Source organism: Pseudomonas reidholzensis, assembly GCF_900536025.1.
Taxonomy (GTDB): Bacteria; Pseudomonadota; Gammaproteobacteria; order Pseudomonadales; family Pseudomonadaceae; genus Aquipseudomonas; species Aquipseudomonas reidholzensis.
The window spans coordinates 20,791-44,395 of record NZ_UNOZ01000013.1; the positions used below are offsets into that span (position 1 = coordinate 20,791).

Here is a 23,605-nt window from a genome sequence, read left to right on the forward strand (position 1 = left end):
CGTCAGAAACGGTAGACCCCTATCTTGTGGATATGCACCAGGAAGGCGCTGTCGGTGCCTTTGGCGGCCATGCAGTCCTTGCCGTGTGCCGTCCATCGCCGGCCGCCCTTGGTCGCTACCGTGAAGGGCGCTTCGGGCGTGGACCGGGGTACCAGGGCTTCTCCGTCACGCCTGCCGATGTGCCATTGGCGAGGTGATGACGAGGCGTAGAAACCCAGCTGGCCATCGTCACTGATGCCGAGCGTGTCGCCGTTCTTGCTGCCGCCCTTGGTGTACTCCTTGATGACATAGAACGCCTCGCCGTCGACCTCGTAACAACCGAACCACAAGGTCGTCGGCAGGATCGGGTGGCCGTTGATCTGCGGCTTGAGAATCTGTAGCCAGCCGCTGTCGTTGATGCGCAGGGGATGGCGCGCATCATCGACCTCCAGGTAGACATCGGCGATAAAGGATCTTGAGGTGTCGAGGTTGGAATCATCCATTGCACTGCTCCTGTTGACTGTCGAATGTCGGACGGCAGTGCGCTGCGCTGCCGTGGCACACGCTAGGCGCTCAGAGGTTTGCAGGGCAGGTTGAAACGGTTCCCGCAGCGATGCGCGCGCAGGGTGTTGGCCTGCGCGGCAGTCGCTGTTCGAACGGGGGGAAGGATCAGCTGGCGCTGACCTTGAGGCCGACCAGGCCGGTGATGATCAGGGCGACGCTGAGCAGGCGGATCAGGGCCATCGATTCGCCGAACAGGATGATCCCGGCGATGACCGTGCCGACTGCGCCGACGCCGGTCCAGATGGCATAGGCGGTGCCCAGCGGCAGCTCCTTCATGGCCAGGCCGAGCAGGCCGAGGCTGATGACCATGGCGCCGACCGTGAGCACGGTGGGCAAGGGCCGGGTAAAGCCGTCGGTGTATTTCAGGCCTACCGCCCAGCCCACTTCGAACAGGCCGGCGAAGAACAGGATGATCCAGGACATGTGTGAGTCTCCATCGTGTGAAGGATGGGGCCGTCCCCTGGTTGGTCACGCGTGGCGTCGTGAGGTCGTCCTCACAGTGCGCACTATAGTGCACATTTTGATTTGTGGTGTCCATACAGTTGGGGCGGTTGGGGGGGTGAGCATATCCGTTCGTTGTGGCGCGGCTGCCGGCCCCTTCCGCCCTTACGGCGGGTCACTTTTTTTCTTGGAAAAAAGTAACCAAAAACCGCTTGCTCCTACATACGGCCCTTCGCTGCGCTACGGGTTCCCTCACTCCGGTCTTGCTCCCGCGAGGACCGGGCTGTACGGGCCTTCCTGGCCCGCAGCCCTTGCCGGCCTTCCTGGCCGTCACCTCGCTTCGCAAGACCTCCGTTCGGCCTCCTGAAGTCGCGGTAGATCAAGGTCACGAGCCAGATCAAGATCAAGGGCCAGGGCAACGGCTGGCGAATCGCTGCGCTCTCGCGGGTTTATAAGGGCGGTACAGCGCGTCAGTGCCAGAATTTGCAGTGGCAGTCCCGGCCTCTTCGCGGGTAAACCCGCTCCCACAGGTTATCTGCTGACTGTAAGGCCACTGCGGTCCCTGTGGGAGCGGGTTTACCCGCGAAGAGGTCAAGCTATCCACCACCATTGCCACTATAGAAGATAACGCCAGCCCAGGCGCCACCCGTAACTTGGCGACCTCAGGAGGCCGAACGGAGGTCTTGCGGAGCGGGGTGACGGCCAGGAAGGCCGGCAAGGGCTGGGGGCCAGGAAGGCCCCTACAGCCCGGTGGACGCGGGAGCAAGGCCGGAGTGAGGGAACCCGAAGCGCAGCGGAGGGCCGGATGTGGGAGCCAGCGGTTTTTGGTTACTTTTTTCCAAGAAAAAAAGTGACCCGCCGTAAGGGCGGAAGGGGCCATAAGCGGCAACAAATCGAATGGATAAGCCCACAACCCACTCGCCCCAAAACCCGCCCCGACTCCCGGATAATCAGTGAAGAACCAGAAGGCATCCGATCACTGGCTAACCGGCTTGCCCTCTGCCTCAACCCCAGCAGGCTCTTCCATCCGCCGGAACCAGGTCGACAGCAAAGCCCCGGAGATGTTGTGCCAGACGCTGAACAACGCACTCGGCACCGCTGCCAGCGGCGAGAAGTGCGCCGCCGCCAGCGCCGCGCCGAGCCCGGAGTTCTGCATGCCGACCTCCAGCGCCAGCGACTTGCGCTGGGCCAGCGGCAGCTTGCACAACTTGCCGGTCATGTAGCCCAGCAGGTAGCCAAAGCTGTTGTGCAGGATCACCACCGCCATGATCAGCAGACCCGACTCGGCGATCTTCGCCTGGCTCGCCGCGACCACCGCGCAGACGATCATCACGATACTCACCACCGACACCAGCGGCAGCACCTGCACCGCCGTCTGCACCCGCGCGCCCAACAGCTTCTGCGCCAGCACGCCCAGCACGATCGGCAGCATCACCAACTGCAGGATCGACCAGAACATGTCCATGAAGGACACCGGCAACCAGGCCGACGCCAGGAACCAGATCAGCGTCGGCGTCAGCAGCGGTGCCAGCAGCGTGGTGACCGCAGCGATCGCCACGGCCAGGGCCAGGTCACCCTTGGACAGCCAGACCATCACGTTGGACGCCGTGCCGCTCGGGCAGCAGCCGACCAGGATCACCCCCACAGCGATTTCTGCGGGCAGGTGGAACACCTGGCACAGCAGCCAGGCCATGCCCGGCATGATCACGAAGTGCGCGACCACGCCGAGTGCAACCCGCCAGGGTTGGCGGGCGAGGGCGGCGAAGTCGTCGAGCTTGAGGGTCAGGCCCATGCCGAACATGACCAGGCCCAGCAGCGGCACGATGGCCACTTTCAAGGCGATGAACCACTGCGGCTGGAGGAAGGCCAGGCAGGCGAACACCAGCACCCAGAGGGCAAAGGTGTTGCCGACGAAGCGGCTGAGGGCGGCGAGGGCACGCATGGGGCAGGTCCTTCTTTATAGTTGGCGTTGGCAGGTTGCGATGTTCAGGGTAGGGGGGCTGACGCCATCGCGGGGCAAGCCCGCTCTCACGAAAATCACGTGGGAGCGGGCTTGCCCCGCGATGTTGTTGCTGCTGCGAGGCTCAGACGCCCTGCGGGATCTCTTCGCCACCCAGCGCTTCGAACAGCGCCGGCAAGAACTCGGTAAAGGTCATCATCATCAACAGGAAGCTCGCATCGAACTGCTGCTGCGCTTCTTCACCACCGTCCTGTTCGGCCTGCTCCTGCAGCAGCTCCTCGAACTTCAGGCGTTTGATCACGGTCTTGTCGTCGAGCACGAACGACAGCTTGTCCTGCCAGGCCAGGGCCAACTGGGTGACCACCTTGCCGGTGCCCAGGTGCAGCTGGATCTCGTCGCTCTTCAGGTCCTGGCGCTTGCAGCGGACGATGCCGCCGTCTTCGTGGGTGTCACGCAGCTCGCATTCGTCCAGGACATAGAAGTCTTGCGCGGCGGCTTGCGAGACCCACTCGGTCATGGTCGCGCTTGGCGCGGTCTTCACCGTGACCGGGCGCACCGGCAGCGAGCCCAGTACTTCACGCAGGGTCGACAGCAGGTCTTCGGCGCGCTTGGCGCTGGCCGAGTTGACCAGGATCAGGCCCAGGCGCGGGGCGATCGCGGCGAAGATCATCGAGCGGCGGATAAAGGCGCGCGGCAGGAACGCCTGGATGATCTCGTCCTTGATCTGGTCGCGTTCCTTCTTGTAGACCTTGCGCATCTGCTCGGTCTCGATCTCTTCGATCTTCTCCTTGACCGCGTCATTGACCACGCTGCTCGGCAGGATGCGTTCTTCCTTGCGCGCGGCGATCAGCAGGAAGTCACCGCTGACGTGCACCAGGGGAGCATCTTCGCCCTTGCCGAATGGCGCGACGAAACCGTAGGTGGTCAGCTCCTGGCTGGCGCAGGGGCGGGCCGGCTTGCTGGCCAGGGCGGCTTCCAGTGCCTCAGGCTCGAATGGGACTTCCTGGGTCAGGCGGTAGGTCAGCAGGTTCTTGAACCACATGGGGATAGATCTCTCCTTAATGCATAAGGCGGGCATTATTCTCCGGTTGGTGCCACGCGGCCAACCCTGTCAGAGGGCCATCAGCGACTTATTAAGAGAGAAAAGCACGGTTACGCTAGGTCCTTGAAAGCCCTGCAAAAAAATTTGAAAAAAGTGCTTGCCAGGGTGGTACGTCCTCCGTAGAATGCGCGCCACACCGAGACGAAGGGTGATTAGCTCAGCCGGGAGAGCATCTGCCTTACAAGCAGAGGGTCGGCGGTTCGATCCCGTCATCACCCACCACTCGATGTATAGCGCAGCGGTAGTTCAGTCGGTTAGAATACCGGCCTGTCACGCCGGGGGTCGCGGGTTCGAGTCCCGTCCGCTGCGCCATATTGAGTTTCAAGGCCCACTGAACACCTTGAAACGACAGAGAAAGCGACCTTAGGGTCGCTTTTTTTGTTTCTGCTATTGCGTCAGAATGCCCCTTGTCCGCCGGAAGCGGCCTGCAGGCTCTGCTCCGGCTCTTCATCGCAAGCAAGAGACCGACCATGCAGGATGCCAGCAACTCTTCATCACCCGCACAGCCCACGCCGTTGCTCGGTATCGACCTGGGCACCACCAACAGCCTGATTGCCGTGTGGCAGGAGGGCAAGGCGCAGTTGATCGCCAACGCCCTGGGCGAGGTGCTGACGCCGTCGGTGGTCAGTGTCGACGAGGATGGCAGCATCTTGGTCGGCAAGGCCGCCCGCGCGCGCCTGACCACCCACCCGCTACGCACCGCCGCCGCATTCAAGCGGTTCATGGGCAGCGACAAGCGCTTCGAGCTCGGCGAACACCGCTTCAGCCCTGAAGAACTCTCGGCGCTGGTGCTCGGTGCGCTCAAGCAGGACGCCGAAGCCTACCTCGGCTACCCGGTCAGCGAGGCGGTGATCTCGGTGCCGGCGTACTTCAGCGACGAGCAGCGCAAACGCACGGTGTTCGCCGCCGAGCTGGCGGGGCTGAAGGTGCAGCGGCTGATCAACGAACCGACCGCGGCGGCGATGGCCTATGGGCTGCACGAGCAGAAGTTCGAGCGCACGCTGGTGTTCGACCTCGGCGGCGGCACCTTTGACGTCACCGTGCTCGAGTACGCCCTGCCGCTGATCGAGGTGCATGCCTCGACGGGCGACAACTACCTGGGCGGCGAAGACTTCACCGACGCCCTGTTGCTGGCGTGCCTGCGTGACTGGCAACTGACCCTCGACAGCCTCGAAGCCCAAGCCCTGGCGAGCCTGCATGACGCCATCGAGCAGTTCAAGCACGACCTCGGCGACGGCAAGTGGACGCTGACCTGGAACGGTGACGGCCAGGCCCGTGAGTGGGTGCTCGACGAGCTCAAGCTGCAAGGCATCTGGGCGCCGTTGCTGGCGCGGGTGCGCGCGCCGATCGAACAGGCCCTGCGCGATGCGCGGCTGAGCCCCAAGGAGCTCGACAGCCTGGTGCTGGTCGGCGGGGCCACGCGCATGCCGCAGATCCAGCAACTGGTGGCCAAGCTGTTCGGCCGGCTGCCGTACCGGCACCTCGACCCGGACACCATCGTTGCCCTCGGCGCGGCCAGCCAGGCGGCCTGCAAGGCGCGGGACGCGGCCATCGACGAGCTGATCCTGACCGATGTCTGCCCGTACACCCTGGGCATCGCCGCCCAGCGCGGCGAGGAGAACAGCGGGGCGTTTTCGCCGATCATCGAGCGCAACACGGTGATCCCGACCTCGCGGGTCGAGCGCTTCTACAGCACCCACGCCGAGCAGAAGATGGTGCGCATCGCCGTGTACCAGGGCGAGCGACCTTGGGTGCGTGACAACATTCTGGTCGACAGCTTTGAGATCGAGCTGCAGCCGACCGGGCAGATCCAGTCGCTCGATGTGCGCTTCAGCTACGACATCAATGGCTTGCTGGAGGTCGACGTGACCTTCATCGAAACCGGCCACAAGCACAGCCACAGCATCGACCGCAGCCCTACCGGGCTCGACGAGCAGGCGCGCCTGGCCAGTCATGAGCGCTTGTCTCGGTTGAAGATTCATCCGCGCGATGCGCTGCCTAACCGAACTTTGCTGGCGCGGCTGGAGAGGGCCTGGATGCAGAGCCTGGGGGAGGAGCGGGAGTTGATCGGCAGCTGGCTGGATGCGTTCAACAGCGTGCTCGCGGCGCAGCAGGCGGGGGATATCAGTCGCCAGCGCCAGCAGTTGAGCCAGGCGCTGGATGAGTTGCGTTACTGAACCTTAGTAGCTGAACGGGCTATGTCGTGTCAGTGCCGGACTCTTCGCGGGTGAAGCCCGCTCCCACAGGTACAGCGCCGCTTCCGAAATTAGCGGGGATCCTGTGGGAGCGGGCTTCACCCGCGAAGAGGCCAGGACTGACAGCGCAAATCAGCTGTTCATCCGCCGCAAGGTAGCCTGTAACCCACCCTCCAGTTGATCACCCTTGCCCGGCGCGGGGCCATACCGGTTGGGCAGCTTGTCCCCCGGCAAACCCAACAGCAGCAGTGGCAGCACCGGGATTACCCGGCTGACCACCAGCACCATCAGCAACGTCGGCACGCCCTGGCCCATGTCGCGCAGGCGCCTGAGCGAGCCGCTGACCAATAGCAGCCCCATCACCACGATGATCCCCGGCACCGCCAGCAGCAAGCTACCGCACGCAGCCACCGCGGCCAGGTGCAAGGCGAAGCCGGTCCGGTTGAGCCGGGTCTTGAGCTTCCACACCGCCCAGAACGGCGCCGGTGCCTGCTTCAGGTCATTGCCCAGCATGCGCTCGGTCCACGACAGCAACGCCATGATCGCGCAGCGCAGGCCGGGGTCGAGTTCGACATCGTCCTTGGCTTTTTGCAGCGCACGCAGCACCCGGGTCTTGGGCGGCGCGCAGTGGTTGAGCAGGCTGTCGAGGGCATCCAGCGCATCGTTGAACGGCCGGCTGGCGATGCCCTGCTTTTGCAACAGCTGGGCACTCGGGTGCTTGGCCTTGCCTTCGACCAGGCCGCGGCGCAGCGGCTCGTACCAGTAATCGTCGATGTACAGCGCTTCGATGCGGTCACGCAGGCGCGTGCGCTGGGCCTCGTCGAGGCTGCGGTCGTGGTAGAGCACCGCACAGAACAGCAGCTTGCCCAGCGGGTAGTCGTCGAGCACGGCCGGCTCGCTGTCCAGGCAGGCCAGCAGCTGTGCGGCCGTGGGCAGGCGGCTGCTGTCGATCGCGGTGCGCAGGGTCAACAGGCGGCTGGCCAGCACCGCCTGCAGTGGGTCGCCGTTGTCCAGGCTGCCGAGCAGGCCGCTGCTGCCGTCGGCACCTTGCAGCACCTGGCGCAGCAGGCCATGCAGCGGCGCGTAGGGGTGCTCGGCGGGGTAGTCGATCTGCCCCGCCAGCTGCGGGTCGATCATCGCCAGCCAACGCGCCGGCTGGTCGAACAGCGCCAGCATGAACAGCTGCTGCCGGTGCCAGGCCCACAGCGCGTCACCCTCGGTGGGCGCAGGCCGCTGCGCGCCGTGCTCGGCCAGCGCCTCCTGCACGAGCAGGGCGAACGGCCGGGTAAACATGCGACGTATGTCGAAATGGCAGTTGAGCTCATGCAGGGCGTGGGTCGGATATACCCGCATGCGCCGCAACCATTCGCGGCAGACCGGGCGGTTGTGCTCCTCGGCCAGGGCTTCGGGCAGTTCTGCGGCCGGGTCGTCGGCGGCGCAGAACTGCACCAGCGACTGCACCACCGGCGACTGTTCCAGCCAGTGCAACTGTTGCGCGGCCTGGCGCTGGAAGCCTTCGACGATCAGCGCATCGAGGGCGTCTTCGCCGGGCTGTTCGGCCAGCACCAGGCGCAGCAGTTCGGCCTCGCCGCGTTGCAGGGCCCAGGCCAGCCAGTACAGGCGCTGCAGGTCGCGCTCTGGCTGGTCCTGCAGCAGCCAGGCCAGCAGCGGCAGTTCGTCGTCGCCGTCCAGGCGCCAGTCGATGAAGGTCGCGGCAATGCCACCGGGCTCCTGGCGCGCGGCCTCCAGCCAGCGCGTCAGGGTTTGCGGGCTCTGCGCCGGGCTGCCCCAGGCCTGGGCCGGGTCGAGCAGGTTGTCCGGCCAGGCGCTGGGGCTGGTCTGCAGGTCCAGTGCCTGGATCAGCAGCGGCAGCCGCTGCGGTTGATGGCGGGCGCAGAGGTTGATCAGCCAGCGTTCGGCCTGCGGGTGACGGTGTTCGCGCCACAGCCGCAGCCAGCAGTCCAGCGCCTGTTGCTCGGCGCCCAGGGCATCGGCCTGGCGGGCCAGGAGGAACAGCAGGTCCGGGTCATCCGGCGCCCGCTCGACCTGCTCCAGCAGGCGTGCATACAAACTGTGGCTGCCGATCCCGGCCTGGCTGAACTGCACCAGCAGGCGCTGGATCAGCGCGTCGTCGTCAGGGAAGGCCAGGCAGGTGTGCTGGTCGAGAAACTGCTCGTACTCGAACAGCGGGCGCTGACGGAAGCAGTATTCCAGGCTGCGGAAGTACCACAGCGACTCGAGCTGGGCCGACGGCGGCCAGTCGTTCATCAGCCGGGTGTCGAACGGGTCCGGCTCCTCGATGCGCTGCAGGAACGCCTCCGCTTCCTGCGGATTCTCCAGCCGGAGCAGCTGCTCGGCCCAGCCCAGGCGCGTGGCCAGCAGGCCGGCACACACGTGGGAGATCGGCCCGCAACTGCGCAGCTCGTGCAGCAGGCGCCAGTTGAGCGCGTCCAGTTCGTCCAGCGGCAGCTCGTCGAGCTCGGCGATATAAGCCTGCCAGGCGAGCGGGTCGAAGCGCAGGGTGGGCTCTTCGAGCAGGCGGTAGAACCCGCGCAGCGCCGGCGACTGGCTGTCGGCTTCGGCCTGCGCTTCGGGCTCAGCGCTGGGCGCCTCTTCACGGGCCAGGCGCAGGGCTTCTTCGTAGGCCTGGCGCAGGGCCTGGAAGCCTTGCGGGTCGGTTTCCGGATGGTGCGCGGGGAGCAGGCCGCGGTAGGCCTGGCGAATGGTGTCGAGGTCCTGGGTGGGTTCCAGGCCCAGGCGGATCCAGCAACTCATGACCAGCAGTCCTCTTCCAGCGATTCGGGGCGTTGCGCTTCGGGCAGCTCCATGTCCCAGGGCAGGCTGGCCAGCAGCTCGCTGGCGCCGAGCCGCAGGTTGAGCTGGATGCAGCGGTTCCAGTGTTCGTTGCCCTGGCGTTCGAGCTCGGCGGCGAGCGCCTCGTCGCTGTTGCCCGAGGCGTTCCACAGCGCCTTGCCGAACACGTAGCCGGCCAGGTAGGTGTCCCAGCGGTTGTAGTAGTGGCGTGCGCGCAGGGCCAGGCGGTAGTGCAGGTAGAGGCTCTCGTCGACGGTGATGTAGGCCTTTTTCAGGCCGGCGCGGAGCAGAAAGCTCATCCGCCCCAGGTCCCAGGCGCGGGTGCCGCCGGGGCCGCAGTCGGCGAAGGTCCGCGCGGCGTACTCGTGCTTGATCCGTTCGCGCGCGGGCAGGCGGGCGAGCAGGGCCTGCCATTCGCTGGGCAGGCAACGCTGGAACTGCCAGTAGGCTTCGGAGAGTTCGGTGGCGTGGCCGTTATCGGCCATGCCGAGCATGTCCAGCAACTGGGCGCGGTTGCTGATGCCCCACCAGCGCTCGAGGTCGCTCTGGTCATCGCCTTCGAAGTACTCCGCGGCGGTGTAGCTGGCGCCATTGAGGGCGGCCATCGGTGCAGACAGGGCATGCAGCCAGTGCTGCGCGGTTTCTTCCATGAGACGGGCTCCTGAGCCGGCCCAGATCAGAAGAGGTGGCCGGCCTTGATTGGGGGCAGATTGTAGTGAGCGGGCAGGGCAGGGGCAAATGTGCTGGCTGCTTCGCGGGTGAACCCGCTCCCACAGGGTTTTGCGTCGATCGCCCTGTCGATAATCGACGCGGACCCTGTGGGAGCGGGTTTACCCGCGAAGGGGTCTAGCACGATCTGACTACAGTGCACGCTCTTCGTTGCGCAAGGTCAGCACTTCGACGCCATCGGCCGTCACCGCCACGGTGTGCTCCCACTGCGCCGACAACCCGCCATCACGGGTGATCACCGTCCAGCCATCCTTCAGCGTGCGCGTGCCACGCCCGCCCTGGTTGAGCATCGGCTCGATGGTGAACACCATGCCCGGCTTGAGTTTCAGGCCCATGCCGCGCTCGCCGAAGTGCAGCACTTCCGGCCCTTCGTGCATCTGCTGGCCGATGCCGTGCCCGCAATACTCGCGCACCACGCTGTAGCCGGCCGCCTCGGCGTGGCGCTGGATGGCATGGCCGATATCGCCGAGGGTCGCGCCCGGGCGCACCTGGGCGATGCCCTTCCACAGCGCTTCGTAGGTGGTGTCGACCAGGCGCCGGGCGTCTTCACTGATCGCGCCGATGCGGTACATCTTCGACGAGTCGGCGATGTAGCCGCCCTGTTCCAGGGTGATGTCGACGTTGATGATCGAGCCTTCGGCGAGCACCTCGTCGGCCTTGGGGATGCCATGGCAGACCACCTGGTCGACCGAGGTATTCAGCGAGTAGGGGAAACCGTACTGGCCTTTGCTGGCCGGCCGCGCGCGCAGGGTCTGGACGATGAACGCCTCGGCGTGGTCGTTGATCTGCATCGTCGTCACGCCGGGGCGGATGAAGCCGTCGAGCTCGGCGAACACCTGCGCCAGCAACTGGCCGGCGCGGCGCATCAGGTCGAGTTGCGCGGGCGTCTTGAGGATCACTTCGGACATTGGGGCTGTGGAAATCTCGTCTGGAGGGGCGCTTACAGCATATCCCCAGGCTGGCGAGCGGTGCCACCGGTTGGTGCGTGGATCACCAGCATGGTGCGTTGTCAGCGCTGGCGAACCGCGGGCCAAGCCCGCTGCTACGCATGCCCCGCCTGGCCTGGGAGGTTTTCGGCCGGGCTGGCCCGGGTTTTGCTCATTACCCACCATCAAGGGTCGTCAATGCCGATGGCCCACCCTTCACGACAAAGGCGCCGTGTTGCCCCGCTTGCTTGCGCAAGCCGAGGGCAGCCGGCGCCTTTTTTCGTTTGAGCAGGAGAAGCCGATGGCCAGCAGCGAAGTGCGCAGCGTGTGCCCCTATTGCGGGGTAGGGTGCGGCATCGTCATGTCGGTGCAAGGCGGCCAGGTGCAGAAGATCACCGGCGACAAGCAGCACCCGGCCAACTTCGGCCGGCTCTGCACCAAAGGCCTCACCGCGCACCTGCCGCTGACCGCCGCCGGGCGCATGGGCAATGCCTACGTGCGCCAGCAGCGTGCCCAGGAGCCGGTGCGCAGCAGCCTGGACAGCGCCATCGAGCAGGCTGCCACGCGCCTGCGCGCGATCATCGACAGCCATGGCCCGGATGCGGTGGCGCTGTACGTGTCCGGGCAGATGTCGCTGGAGGCGCAGTACCTCGCCAACAAACTGGCCAAGGGCTTTATCCGCACCCGTCACATCGAGTCCAATTCGCGCTTGTGCATGGCCAGCGCTGGCAGCGGCTACAAGCTGTCGCTGGGCGCCGATGGTCCGCCCGGCAGCTACCAGGATTTCGAGCACGCCGAGGTGTTCCTGGTGATCGGCGCGAACATGGCCGACTGCCACCCGATCCTCTTCCTGCGTTTGCTCGACCGGCTCAAGGCCGGGGCCAAGCTGATCGTCGTCGACCCGCGGCGCAGCGCCACCGCCGACAAGGCCGACCTGTTCCTGCAGGTGCGCCCGGGCAGCGACCTGGCCCTGCTCAATGGCCTGCTGTATTTGCTGCACCTCAACGGCCAGACCGACGCCGACTTCATCGCCCGGCATACCGAGGGCTGGAGCGACCTGCCGACGTTTCTCGAAGACTACCGACCCGAGCGGGTCGCGACCCTCACGGGCCTGGCCGAGGCCGATATCCGCCAGGCCGCCGAGCTGATCGGCACGGCGCGCAACTGGATGAGCTGTTGGACCATGGGCCTCAACCAGAGCATCCACGGCACCTGGCACAGCAACGCGCTGTGCAACCTGCACCTGGCCACCGGCGCCCTGTGCCGCCCGGGCAGCGGGCCGTTTTCGCTGACCGGCCAGCCCAACGCCATGGGCGGCCGCGAGATGGGCTACATGGGCCCCGGCCTGCCCGGCCAGCGCTCGGCCCTGGTCGAGGCCGACCGGGCGCTCGTCGAGCAGCAGTGGCAGTTGCCGCCGGGCAGCCTGCGCAGCGAGGGCGGCGAAGGCACTGTGGCGCTGTTCGAGCAACTGCGCAGCGGTGAGGTCAAGGCCTGCTGGATCATCTGCAGCAACCCGGTGGCCAGCGTCGCCAACCGCCAGCAGGTGATCGACGGCCTGCGCCAGGCGCAACTGGTGATCAGCCAGGACGCTTTTCTCGACAGCGAAACCAACCGCTACGCCGATATCCTCCTGCCCGCCGCGCTGTGGGCCGAAGGCGAGGGCGTGATGATCAACAGCGAGCGCAACCTGACCCTGATGCCACGTGCCGTCGAGGCGCCCGGCGAGAGCCAGGAAGACTGGCGCCTGATCGCCCGCATCGCCTGCGCCATGGGCTATGGCGAAGCCTTCGATTACGCCGATGCCGAAGCGGTGTACGACGAGATCCGGCGCTTCTACAATCCGGCGACCGGCTACGACCTGCGCGGTATCGGCTATGCCGAGCTGCGCCAGACGCCGCGCCAGTGGCCCTGCGCGCCAGGGCGCGAAGACCCGCGCAGCCCACTGCGCTACCTCAATGACGGCAGCAGCCAGACGCTGCTGCTGGACGCCCAGGGCAACCCCCCGGCCCTGGCGTTTCCGACCCCCAGCGGCAAGGCGCGCTTTTATGCCCGGCCCTGGTTGCCGGCGCCGGAGTTGCCCGACGACGACTTCCCCTTCGTGCTCAACACCGGCCGCGTCCAGCACCAGTGGCACACCCTGACCAAGACCGGCAAGGTGCCGAGCCTGAACAAGCTCGAACCCGGCCCCTTCGTCGAGATCAACCCCGAAGACGCCCGCCGCCTGGGGATCGCCGACAAGGACCAGGTGGCGATCCGCTCACGCCGCGGTCAGGCGGTGCTGCCGGCGCGGGTCAGCGATCGGGTGCTGGTCGGCGGCTGCTTCGCACCGTTTCACTGGAACGACCTGTACGGCGAGCAACTGGCAATCAATGCCGTGACCTGCGATGCGGTCGACCCGATCTCGCTGCAACCGGCCTTCAAGCATTGCGCCGTAGCCCTCGAACGGATTGCGGGCGAGCGGATCGAGGCCCTTGACCTGACCACTGTCATTCCCTCGGAGCCTGCCAGCATGCCGATCGCCGCCCTTTCTCGACTGCTTGGCCTGGAGCAGGTGCCCGCACCGGCGCTGGCCGAAGACGAGCGTCATTACCTGCAAGGCTTTGTGCTCGGCCTGGCCCAGGCGCGGGCCGAAGGGGTGCCGAGCCTGCCGGCCAATGCACCGCTGTCGACCGCGCGGCGGTTGTTTGTCGATGGCCTGCTGGCCGGCCTGTTCGCCCAGCCAGCGCTGGCGCCGAGCGCCGTGCCCGAGGCGCCGCGTCATCGTGTGCTGTGGGCCTCGCAGACCGGCAACGGCGAGGCCTTGGCCGAACGTTGCGCACAGCGCCTGCGCGAGGCTGGCCTGGCGGTCGAGCTCAGTTGCATGGAGGCGGTCAGCCCCAGCCAGCTGCAGGGCGCCGCCAGCGTCGTGCTGATCGCCAGTACCTTCGGCGACGGCGAGGCACCCGACAGCGGCAGCGCCTTCTGGCAGGCGCTGCACGGCGAGCAGGCGGGTCAGTGCGCCGAGTTGCCCTATGCAGTGCTGGCCCTGGGCGACTCCAGCTACGGCGAGTTCTGCGGATTCGGCCGCAAGCTCGATGCGCGGCTGGCTGAACTGGGTGGCCGGCGGTTGCTGGCGCGGGTCGACTGCGAGCCGGATTTCGACGCAGCGTTCAGCGCCTGGCTCGACGCGTTGTTGCCGGAGCTGGGCACCACTGCGAGCCCGGTAACAGTTGCCGAGCCTGCGCCGTTGGCGACCTACAGCAAGGCCCAGCCGTGGCAGGCGGCGCTCCTTGAGAACACCCTGTTGAATGGCCCCGGCGCGACCAAGGAGACCCGCCAGTTGGTGTTCGACCTTTCCGGCAGCACCTTCAGTTATCAAGCCGGCGATGCCCTGGGCGTCTGGCCGCGCAATTGCCCGCAACTGGTCGAGGAACTGCTGACGCTGATGCAGATGGACGGCCAGACCCGGGTCGAGCTCAAGGGCCACCCGGCAATGGCGCTGGCGACAGCACTTGAAGAGCACCTGGAAATCGCCAAGGTCACCCCTGCGCAGTTGCAGGTTTTCGCTGAAACGGCCGAGGACCTGCGTCGCCTGCTCCAGCCGGCGCAAAAAGCCGAACTCAAGGACTGGCTGTGGGGCCGGCAGCTGGCCGATGTGTTGCGCGAATTCCCCCAGCGATTGCCGCTGGCGACCTGGCTCGACCTGCTCAAGCCGCTGCAGCCGCGCCTGTACTCGATCAGCTCAGGTCCGTCGGCGCATCCCGGCCAGGTGCACCTGACCGTTTCGACGGTGCGCCACGGCCAGCGCAAGGGCGTTTGCTCGGCGTTTCTCGCCGACCGCGCGGCAGCGCTCAAGGTGGCGATCTTCCCGCAGGTGTCGAAGCACTTCCGCCTGCCGCAAGACCCGCAAACGCCGATCATCATGATTGGCCCCGGTACCGGCATCGCGCCGTTTCGGGCGTTTCTCGAAGAGCGCGAGGTGCAGCGGGCGAGCGGGCCGAACTGGCTGTTCTTCGGTGAGCAGCACGAGGCCTGCGACTTCTATTACCGCGATCAGTTGCTGGCCTGGCAGGCCAGTGGGCACCTGCGCCTGGACACCGCGTTCTCCCGTGATCAGGCGCAGAAGATCTACGTCCAGCAACGCCTGCTCGAGCAGGGCGCCGAGGTCTGGCGCTGGCTGCAGCAGGGTGCCTACCTGTACATCTGTGGCGATGCCCAGCGCATGGCCAAGGACGTCGATGCGGCGCTGCGTCAGCTGGTGGCCGAGCAGGGCGCGATGAGTGCGGCGGCGGCGGATGCCTACGTCGACGCGCTGGGCCGCGACAAGCGTTATTGCCGGGATGTGTATTAAGCGCCCCAGGATGGTGAGCGGCGCACCGCTGTTGTGCGTTTTATCCAGTAGTTTCGTTGCCTGGTCGGGCCTCTTCGCGGGGCAAGCCCGCTCCCACAGGGTTGTGTGGACACCACGGAATTCGGGCCTCGCGGAGATCCTGTGGGAGCGGGCTTGCCCCGCGAAGAGGCCCGCCAGATCAACCCAAAACGACCGGTTATTCAGGTTGGCACGCTCCCTGCTTTTAACGTTTTACAACATGCCCCATTGATCAACGGCGATCAGCAAGGGGCCGCACACTGATGAGAACAGGCAAAGGCGCCTGGAGCTTACGCTCCAGGCGTTTTTTTTTGTCTTTGCGGCGGGTCACCCCGCCAACCGTGATCGAGGATCGGCTATGAAGGCAACAGCGAACGGCGGGCAACGAGAGCGACTGGTCATCGTCGGCAACGGCATGGTCGGCCACCATTGCGTCGAACAACTGGTCGAACGCGGCGCCCTGGCGCGCTTCGAGGTGCGGGTGTTCGGCGAAGAGCGCCAGCGCGCCTACGACCGCGTGCACCTGTCGGAATACTTCGGCGGCAGCGACGCCGAAGCCCTGGCCATGTGCGAGGGCGGTTTCTACGACTGCCATGGCGTCCACCTGCACCTGGGCGAGGCGGTCCTCGAGATCGACCGCGAACGCTGCGAAGTGGTCACCGCCGAGGGCCGCTACGGCTACGACCAGTTGGTCCTGGCCACCGGCTCGTACCCCTTCGTGCCGCCGATCGAAGGCTCCAGCGGCACCGCTCGCCTGGTCTACCGCACCCTCGACGACCTCGACGCGATACGCGCTGCCGCCGCCGATGCGCGGCGTGGCGTGGTGGTCGGTGGCGGCCTGCTGGGGCTGGAAGCGGCCAACGCCCTGAAGTCGCTGGGGCTCGAAGCGCATGTGGTGGAATTTGCCCCACGCTTGATGCCGGTGCAGCTGGACGACGAGGGCGGCGCGGCGCTCAAGGCGCAGATCGAAGCCCTGGGCGTCGGCGTGCACCTGTCGCGCGCGACCCAGTCGATCAGTGCCGGTGAGGCGTACCGCTACCGGATGAACTTCGACGGTGGCGAGTCGCTGGAAACCGACCTGATCGTGTTCTCGGCCGGCATCCGCCCGCAGGATGCCCTCGGCCGCGCCTGCGGCCTGGACGTCGCGCCGCGCGGCGGGGTGGTGATCGACAACCACTGCCGCAGCAGCGACCCGCGGATCTTCGCCATCGGCGAATGCGCCTCGTGGAACGGCAGCGTGTTCGGCCTGGTCGCCCCCGGCTACAGCATGGCGCGCAACCTTGCCGCGCTGCTGCTCGGCGAGGCCTCGAGCCCGTTCACCGGTGCCGACATGTCGACCAAGCTCAAGCTGCTCGGCGTCGATGTCGGCTCGATCGGCGACGCCCATGGCGCCACGCCCGGCGCCCGCAGCTACCGCTTCATCGACGAGGCCAACGCGGCCTACCGCCGCCTGGTGGTGGACGCCAGCGGCAAGCACGTGCTCGGCGCGGTGCTGGTCGGCGACAACAGCTATTACGACACCCTGCTGCAGTACTGCCAGAACGGCATTGCCCTGCCGGCCGACCCGGCCGCGCTGATCCTGCCCCAGGGCGGCGGCGCGCCGGCCCTGGGCGCCGATGCACTGCCCGACACGGCGACCATCTGCTCGTGCCACAACGTCAGCAAGGGCGCCGTCTGCGCCGCCATCGACAGCGGCTGCGCCGACCTCGCGTCCGTGAAGAGCTGCACCAAGGCCGCCAGCGGTTGCGGCGGCTGCGCGGCGCTGCTCAAGCAGGTCTTCGAGCACGAGCTGACCGCCCGTGGCGTGACCGTCGACAAGAGCCTCTGCGAGCACTTCGCCTACACCCGCCAGGAGCTCTACGGCCTGGTCCGGGTCGAGGGCATCCGCACCTTCGACGACCTCCTCGAGCGTCACGGCAAAGGCCATGTCGGCTGCGACATCTGCAAGCCGGCGGTGGGCTCGATCCTCGCCTCGTGCTGGAACCAGCCGATCATGGACGCCGCCCTGGTGCCGCTGCAGGACACCAACGACACCTTCATGGCCAACATGCAGAAAAACGGCACCTACTCGGTGGTGCCGCGCATCCCTGGTGGCGAGATCACCCCGGACAAGCTGATCGTGATCGGCCAGGTGGCGAAGAAATACGACCTCTACACCAAGATCACCGGCGGCCAGCGCATCGACCTGTTCGGCGCGCAGTTGCACGAGCTGCCGCTGATCTGGGGCGAGCTGATCGAGGCCGGTTTCGAGACCGGGCATGCCTACGGCAAGTCGACCCGCACGGTGAAGTCGTGCGTGGGCAGCACCTGGTGCCGTTACGGCGTGCAGGACAGCGTCGCCATGGCCCTGCGCCTGGAAGACCGCTACAAAGGCCTGCGTTCGCCGCACAAGCTCAAGTTCGCGGTGTCTGGCTGCACCCGCGAATGCGCCGAGGCGCAGAGCAAGGACATCGGCGTGATCGCTACCGACAAGGGCTGGAACCTCTACGTCTGCGGCAACGGCGGCATGCGCCCGCGCCACGCCGAGCTGTTCGCCACTGACCTCGACGACGAAAGCCTGGTGCGCATCATCGACCGCGTGCTGATGTTCTACATCCGCACCGCCGACAAGCTGCAGCGCACCTCGGTCTGGCGCGAGGGCCTGGAAGGTGGCCTGGATTACCTCAAGGCGGTGATCCTCGACGACAGCCTGCAACTGGGCGCCGAGCTGGAAGCGCAGATGCAGCATGTGGTCGACCAGTATGAATGTGAATGGGCCAACGCCCTCAATGACCCCGAGAAGCTCAAGCGCTTCCGCACCTTCGTCAATGACCGGCGCGCCGACCCGGACGTGCACTTCGTCCGCGAGCGCGAACAGCGCCGGCCTGCTGCACCGCTGCACCTGATCCCTACTGTCGAGGAGGCTGTCTGATGAATCCGTCTACTGCTGCTGCTGTTGCGCAACAACCCCACTGGCAGGCGGTGTGCCAGGTCGAGGACCTGGTCGCCGATTCGGGCGTGGTGGTCTGGCTGGAGGGCGAGCAGGTAGCGCTGTTCTACCTGCCGGGGCAGGCACAGGCGTTGTATGCCGTGGATAACCGGGACCCGCGGTCGGGGGCGAACATCATCGGCCGTGGCTTGATCGGCAGTGTCGGCGGCGAGCTGACCGTGGCTGCGCCGTTGTACAAGCAGCACTTCAGCCTGGAGAACGGGCGTTGCCTGGAAGACCCGCAGCAGGCGCTACGGGTGTGGCCGGTGCGGATCCAGGGCAAGGCGATCGAAGTGGCGTTGAGCTAAGCAACGCGCGGGGCACCTTGCCGCGGCGCTGCGCCGCTGCAAGGTGCCCCGCGCGAATAGGGCCGCAGGTGCCTTAGCGGACCAAACCCTGTGGCGTACGCCCGGCAAACACGTCCACCAGGCTTGCCACCACCATCTCGCCCATGCGCGTCCGGGTCTGCACCGTGGCGCTGGCGCGGTGCGGTTGCAGCACCACCTCCTCACGGCCAAACAGCGCCTCTGGCACGCGCGGTTCATCGGCAAACACGTCCAGCGCCGCGCCGGCAATCTCACCCGCCTGCAAGGCTGCAAGCAAAGCCGGCTCGTCCACCAGCTTGCCGCGGGCGATATTGATCAGGTAGCCCTCACTGCCGAGCGCCTGGAGGATCTTGCGGTTGACCAGCGCCTCACCTTGGTCGGCCGCGGCCGCCAGGATCAACGCATCACTGTCACGCGCCAGCTGCGCCAGGTCCGCTTCGAACGGGTAGGGCACGTCCAGCGCGTGCAAGTCGGTGTAGCGGATCGGGCAGCCAAAGGCCGCCGCTCGCTGGGCCACGGCGCGGCCGACCCGGCCCATGCCGACGATGCCGATGCGCATGCCCGACACTTGCCGGGCCAACGGCAGCGGCGCCAGTGGCGTGGCGCTGGTCGCCCACTGGCCACTGCGCACAAAGCGGTCGCCGGTGCACAGGCCGCGGCAGACGCTGATCAACAGGCCGATCGCCAGGTCGGCGACGTCTTCGGTCAGCGCGCCAAGGGTCGCCGTGACCTGGATGCCGCGGTCGCGGGCATAGGCCAGGTCTACCGCATCGGTGCCGACGCCATTCACCGCGATCACTTCCAGCTTGGGCAGCCGGGCCATCAGCGCCTGGCTGATACCGGTGTGGCCGCCGGTGATCACGCCGCGGAACTTGCCGCCGTGCTCGGCGATGTAGGCGTCCTTGTCGGCCTGCTCGTAGTAGCGGTGGACGTTGAACAGCTGCTCCAGCCGTTCGCGGATGTGCGGGATGAGGATCGGGCTCAGTTGCAGGACTTCAGGTTTCATCTGTCACTCCAGGTGTGCGCAAGGGCGCGGCGGCTCAGCCGCGACCGACGAAGGGCATGTTGCTGGCCATCACGGTCATGTTGAGGACGTTGGCGTCCAGCGGCAGGGCGGCGATGTAGCGCACCGCGTCGGCCACATGGCGGACGTCGACCATCGGTTCGGCGGCGATTTCGCCATTGGCCTGACGCACGCCGCGGGTCATCCGTTCGGACAACTCGGTCAGCGCATTGCCGATGTCGATCTGGCTGCAGACGATGTTGTACGGGCGGCCGTCCAGCGCCAGCGCCTTGGTCAGGCCGAGCACCGCGTGCTTGCTGGCGGTGTACGGCGCCGTGAACGGGCGCGGGGTGTGGGCCGAAATCGAGCCGTTGTTGATGATCCGCCCGCCCTGGGGCTGCTGGCGGCGCATCAGGCCGAACGCGGCGCGGGCACACAGGAACACGCCATCGACGTTGGTGGCGATGACGTTGCGCCAGTTTTCCAGGGGCAGTTCGTCGATCGGCACGGCGGGGGCGTTGACCCCGGCGTTGTTGAAGATCAGGTCGAGGCGACCATGCACCTCCTCGATGGTGGCGAACAGCTGCGCCACGCTGGCTTCGTCGCGCACATCGGTGGGCACTGCGAGGGCCTGGCCACCGGCGGCCTGGGCCTGTTCGGCGAGTTGCTGCAAGGGTTCGGCGCGACGCCCGGCGAGCACCAGGCTGAAGCCGTCGGCGAGCAGGGCCAGGGCCACGGCGCGGCCGATGCCGCTGCCGGCACCGGTGACCAGGGCGATTTTACGGGTAGGGGTTTGGGTCATGCTGGGCTCCAGAAAAAGTCAGGCGGCTTGGCGCGAGGCACGGGGGCCGACACGCAGGTGCAGTTGGCCGATGCCGTCGACGCCGGCGGTGATCACATCGCCAGGCTGCAGCGGCGCCACGCCGGGTGGGCTGCCGGTCATGATCAGGTCGCCAGGCTGCAGCGCCAGTTGCTGGGACAAGCGGCTGATCACCTCGGCCAGCGGCCAGGTCTGGTCGGCGAGGTGCGCGCGCTGGCGCTCTTCACCGTTGACCTGCAGCCACAGCTCGGCGTCCAGCGGCCAGCCGAGCCCTGCCGCCGGAACGATCGCGGTCATCGGCGCGGCGGCGTCGAAGACCTTGGCGCCTTCCCACGGCAGGCCCTCCTGCTTGGCCTGGCGTTGGCGGTCGCGCAGGGTCAGGTCGAGGCCGGCGGCATAGCCGAATACATGCTCCAGGGCGTGCCGCGGGTCGATGTCGACACCGCCGGTGCCGATGGCCACGACCAGTTCGATCTCATGGCAGAACTCTTCGGTGCGCGGCGGGAAGGGCAGCTCGCCGTCGGCGCCGACCACCGTGCTCGCCGGCTTCATGAAAAACACCGGTTCGCTCGGTGCCGGGCCCGCCGCCTGCGGCCAGGGGTAGTTGCGGCCCAGGCAGAACACCCGGCCGACAGGGAAGCGGGCGTCGCTGCCGTGGACCGGCAGGCTGACGATGGCCGGGGGGGTGAACAGGTACGTCATGGGTGGATCCTCCGTTCGGGAGTGGCCAGCGTAGCGAGCGCTGCGCTGGCAAAGTTGGACGAATGGGCGAACGCATTGGACAAATCGGTGCGCTTGCTGGCGCGCTCAAGCGCCGGTCTTTAGCTCGATCCGGTAGAGCTTGCCGAGCAGCAGCGAGTAGGACAGGGTGCCCATCAACGCCACCCCACCGATGAACCAGAACGCCAGGGCGAACGAGCCGCTGGCCTGCACGATGGCGCCGATGACGATCGGCGTGACGATCCCACCGATGTTCGCCGCCAGGCTGGTAACGCCGCCGGTCAGGCCGATCAGCTGCTTGGGGGCGATCTCCGACACCGCCGCCCACGAGGCAGAGGCGATGCCCTGGGCAAAGAACGCCAGGGTCAGCACGGCGATGCACAGCACGTTGGAGTCGGTGAAGTTGACCAGCACGATCGACATGCCGAGCATCGAGCCGACCACCAGCGGCAGCTTGCGGGCAAACGACAGCGAGTAGCCGCGGCGGATCAGCAAGTCGGAGACGATCCCGGCCAGGAGGATGCCGACCGTTGCGCCAATGAACGGCAGCACGGCAAAGATGCCCACCTTGATCAACGTCAGCTGACGCTCCTCGATCAGGTAGGTCGGGAACCACGTCAGGAAGAAGTACAGCGCCGAGGTGCTGGCGAACTTGCCCAGGCAGATCGCCCAGACCTGGCGATAGCGGAACAGCTCGGCGACCTGCCGCCAGTCGAAACGGGTGCGTTGCTGGCTGCTTTTGACCAGGCCGCCGCCGTCTTCGATGTAGGCCAGTTCCTCCTTGCTGACTTTCTTGCAGTTCAGCGGGTCGCGGTACAGGAACAGCCAGACCACGCCGAACAGGATGCCGACGATGCCGGTGCTGTAGAACACGTGGCGCCAGTCGTAGGTGGTCGCCAGCCACAGCAGCGCGCCGGTGAACAGGGCGGTGCCCAGGTACTGACCGCAGACATAGATGCTGCTGGCCAGGCCGCGTTCGCGTGCCGGGAACCACACGGTGACCGCGCGGCTGTTGGCCGGAAAGGCCGGTGCTTCCATGGCCCCGACCGCCAGGCGCAGGCCGAACAGCGAGCTGAAGCCGGTGGCCAGGCCCTGGGCCACGGTGACCGCCGACCAGCTGATCAGCGAGACGCCGTAGGTCAGCCGCGAGCCGAAGCGGTCGGCGATGAACCCAGCGGGTACCAGGGCAAGAGCGTAGGTCCAGGCGAAGGCCGAGAAGATCAGGCCCATTTCGACCTTGTCCAGGCCCAGGTCCTTGGCCATGAACGGCGCGGCGATGGAGATGTTGACCCGGTCGACATAGTTGATGATGGTCGCGATCAGCAGCAGCGACAGCATGAACCAGCGCCGTCGGGTGGGCAGGCGGTGCGCGGGGGCCGCATCAAGGGCAATGGCCGCCGACGCGGAACGGGAGGTGGGCGTGCTCGACATGAGTCGACCTCGTTTATTGTTGTTGGGGAGGTTGGGCTGCAGTCCTGTTTCTAAAGTGGTCGTACGACTGCTGAAATGCAACGGCGGTTTTAGACCGTTTTTTGTAGTTGTGAGGGGATGTTGCTGCAGTGTCCAAAAAATCTCGGGCACCGGGCTTTGCCCTGCCATCTGGCTGAAATACCTACGCTAGAGGGGTTTGTTGGCGGGGGATCATTTGCGTTTTTTGCAGAGGGGGAAAAAACCAAGACCTTCGACATCGTACAACTGCTTGCAGGCGCTGCCCGTCGCCCGTCAGAATCGGCAGCGTAGACCGAGGAGCACACCCATGCCGCCCAAGCGCGACGTCCCCACCTACGTCATGCAGCAACGTAGCGAACTGATGGACTTCCACATCCGCGACCCGCGCGGTCGCCCGGCCGAGACCGCGCCGCATCGCCATGAGTACTTCCAGATCCAGATCAACCTGGGCGGCGAGACGGTGCAGCACATCGGCAGCGTCGAGCGGCCGTTTGCCCGCAACACCCTGGCGTTCATCCTGCCGCACCGGGTGCATGTGATCCCGCACCCGCCCGACAGCGATTTCGTGGTGATCAATTTCTCCCAGACCTTTCTCCTGCCGCACCTGGCCTGCGACCCGATGGACCTGGAAGAAGTGTCCATCCTGCAGGCCCCCGAGCTGTCGCCGTTTCGCTTTCAGGAGCACCTGGACTTCTGCCTGGACGACGTCGAGTTCGGCGCGATCCGCGGCCTGCTCGAGCAGATGCGCACGCTCGATGCCAATCGCCGTTTCGGCAGCCGTGAAATCCTCAAGGGCCTGCTGCTGCAACTGATCGGCCAGGTCTGCGGGCTCTATGCCGAACCGCTGCGCGAGCTGGCCGAGAGCAACGCGGCGCAGGTCAGCCGGCGCGCCGCGCTGGGGCGCATGAGCGATTACCTGCGCCGGCACATCGACGACCCGGACCTGAACCTGCAAAAGGTCGCGGCCGCCACCTACCTGTCACCCAGCTACCTCACCCACTGGCTGCGCAAGGAGGTCGGCAAGAGCTTCAGCGAACTGGTGCTCGAGCGCCGGATGCATGCGGCGCGCAACTTCCTGCTCAATGGCAGCCGGCCGGTGGGAGAGGTGGCGCGGCTGTGTGGCTTCGCCGACGAAGCCTACTTCTCGCGGCGCTTCCGGCAGATCCACGGCGTGCCACCGGGGCAGTTCCGCCGCCAGCAGCGTGATCCGGACGCACCGCAAGTGGCGATGCTATAAGATGGTTGAACCACGCTGAGCGCG

16 protein-coding genes and 2 tRNA genes are annotated in these 23,605 nt (G+C 66.6%); 7 read left to right on the forward strand and 11 right to left on the reverse strand.

Features of this window, described 5'->3' with window-relative positions:
* Window positions 1-2: 2 nt before the first annotated feature.
* The 4 genes from CCOS865_RS08070 to rdgC form a co-directional block, all read right to left on the reverse strand.
* Window positions 3-482, reverse strand: coding sequence for a hypothetical protein (locus CCOS865_RS08070; protein WP_119139594.1), 480 nt, complete (start codon window positions 480-482; stop codon window positions 3-5).
* A gap of 166 nt (window positions 483-648) precedes the next feature.
* Entirely contained in the window at window positions 649-966 is a 318-nt protein-coding gene (gene sugE / locus CCOS865_RS08075) for a quaternary ammonium compound efflux SMR transporter SugE (RefSeq protein WP_101321713.1), read from the reverse strand.
* A 994-nt stretch (window positions 967-1,960) separates the two neighbouring features.
* Window positions 1,961-2,926, reverse strand: coding sequence for a bile acid:sodium symporter family protein (locus CCOS865_RS08080; RefSeq protein WP_119139596.1), 966 nt, complete (start codon window positions 2,924-2,926; stop codon window positions 1,961-1,963).
* Between the two features lie 142 nt (window positions 2,927-3,068).
* Window positions 3,069-3,986: a recombination-associated protein RdgC gene (gene rdgC, locus CCOS865_RS08085; protein WP_119139597.1), complete on the reverse strand. Its 918-nt coding sequence runs from the start codon at window positions 3,984-3,986 to the stop codon at window positions 3,069-3,071.
* Between the two features lie 206 nt (window positions 3,987-4,192).
* On the opposite strand from rdgC, the gene CCOS865_RS08090 reads away from it, so the two are divergent.
* The 3 genes from CCOS865_RS08090 (at window position 4,193) to CCOS865_RS08100 (ending at window position 6,223) form a co-directional block, all read left to right on the forward strand.
* Window positions 4,193-4,268: transfer RNA gene (locus CCOS865_RS08090), tRNA-Val, on the forward strand.
* A 13-nt stretch (window positions 4,269-4,281) separates the two neighbouring features.
* Window positions 4,282-4,358 (forward strand) — tRNA-Asp (locus tag CCOS865_RS08095).
* A gap of 158 nt (window positions 4,359-4,516) precedes the next feature.
* Window positions 4,517-6,223, forward strand: coding sequence for a molecular chaperone HscC (locus tag CCOS865_RS08100; RefSeq protein ID WP_119139599.1), 1,707 nt, complete (start codon window positions 4,517-4,519; stop codon window positions 6,221-6,223).
* Between the two features lie 150 nt (window positions 6,224-6,373).
* On the opposite strand, the gene CCOS865_RS08105 is transcribed toward CCOS865_RS08100, so the two are convergent.
* From CCOS865_RS08105 to map, 3 genes are all read right to left on the reverse strand, one after another.
* Complete coding sequence (locus CCOS865_RS08105) at window positions 6,374-9,016, reverse strand: J domain-containing protein (RefSeq protein WP_119139601.1); 2,643 nt, start codon at window positions 9,014-9,016, stop codon at window positions 6,374-6,376.
* Window positions 9,013-9,705 (reverse strand): DUF1266 domain-containing protein, encoded by a 693-nt coding sequence (locus tag CCOS865_RS08110; RefSeq protein ID WP_119139603.1) that lies wholly within the window; start codon window positions 9,703-9,705, stop codon window positions 9,013-9,015. The genes CCOS865_RS08105 and CCOS865_RS08110 overlap by 4 nt, the downstream gene beginning before the upstream one ends.
* Before the next feature lie 210 nt (window positions 9,706-9,915).
* Entirely contained in the window at window positions 9,916-10,692 is a 777-nt protein-coding gene (map, locus tag CCOS865_RS08115; RefSeq protein ID WP_119139604.1) for a type I methionyl aminopeptidase, read from the reverse strand.
* Between the two features lie 319 nt (window positions 10,693-11,011).
* Here map and CCOS865_RS08120 point away from each other — a divergent pair, with 319 nt between their 5' ends.
* The 3 genes from CCOS865_RS08120 to nirD all read left to right on the forward strand — a co-directional run bounded on the left by CCOS865_RS08120 (window position 11,012) and on the right by nirD (window position 18,334).
* Window positions 11,012-15,040 carry a bifunctional nitrate reductase/sulfite reductase flavoprotein subunit alpha gene (locus CCOS865_RS08120; RefSeq protein WP_119139606.1) on the forward strand — a complete coding sequence of 1,343 codons (4,029 nt, stop codon included), beginning with the start codon at window positions 11,012-11,014 and terminating at the stop codon, window positions 15,038-15,040.
* A gap of 376 nt (window positions 15,041-15,416) precedes the next feature.
* The gene (nirB, locus tag CCOS865_RS08125) at window positions 15,417-17,969 is read left to right on the forward strand and encodes a nitrite reductase large subunit NirB (protein ID WP_119139608.1); all 2,553 of its coding nucleotides are present in this window, start codon (window positions 15,417-15,419) and stop codon (window positions 17,967-17,969) included.
* Window positions 17,969-18,334 carry a nitrite reductase small subunit NirD gene (nirD, locus tag CCOS865_RS08130; RefSeq protein ID WP_119139610.1) on the forward strand — a complete coding sequence of 122 codons (366 nt, stop codon included), beginning with the start codon at window positions 17,969-17,971 and terminating at the stop codon, window positions 18,332-18,334. Before nirB ends, nirD begins: the two co-directional genes overlap by 1 nt.
* A gap of 73 nt (window positions 18,335-18,407) precedes the next feature.
* On the opposite strand, the gene CCOS865_RS08135 is transcribed toward nirD, so the two are convergent.
* The 4 genes from CCOS865_RS08135 to CCOS865_RS08150 all read right to left on the reverse strand — a co-directional run bounded on the left by CCOS865_RS08135 (window position 18,408) and on the right by CCOS865_RS08150 (window position 22,326).
* Window positions 18,408-19,358, reverse strand: coding sequence for a 2-hydroxyacid dehydrogenase (locus CCOS865_RS08135; protein ID WP_119139612.1), 951 nt, complete (start codon window positions 19,356-19,358; stop codon window positions 18,408-18,410).
* Between the two features lie 34 nt (window positions 19,359-19,392).
* A complete protein-coding gene (locus tag CCOS865_RS08140) occupies window positions 19,393-20,157 on the reverse strand; it encodes an SDR family oxidoreductase (protein WP_119139613.1) in 765 nt (254 codons plus the stop codon).
* 18 nt (window positions 20,158-20,175) lie between these two features.
* Window positions 20,176-20,877 carry a fumarylacetoacetate hydrolase family protein gene (locus tag CCOS865_RS08145; protein WP_119139615.1) on the reverse strand — a complete coding sequence of 234 codons (702 nt, stop codon included), beginning with the start codon at window positions 20,875-20,877 and terminating at the stop codon, window positions 20,176-20,178.
* A 105-nt stretch (window positions 20,878-20,982) separates the two neighbouring features.
* Window positions 20,983-22,326: an MFS transporter gene (locus CCOS865_RS08150; RefSeq protein WP_119139617.1), complete on the reverse strand. Its 1,344-nt coding sequence runs from the start codon at window positions 22,324-22,326 to the stop codon at window positions 20,983-20,985.
* Window positions 22,327-22,651: 325 nt separating this feature from the next.
* Between CCOS865_RS08150 and CCOS865_RS08155 the strand changes: the two genes are divergently transcribed.
* The gene (locus CCOS865_RS08155; RefSeq protein WP_119139619.1) at window positions 22,652-23,581 is read left to right on the forward strand and encodes a helix-turn-helix transcriptional regulator; all 930 of its coding nucleotides are present in this window, start codon (window positions 22,652-22,654) and stop codon (window positions 23,579-23,581) included.
* The last annotated feature ends 24 nt before the right edge of the window (window positions 23,582-23,605 follow it).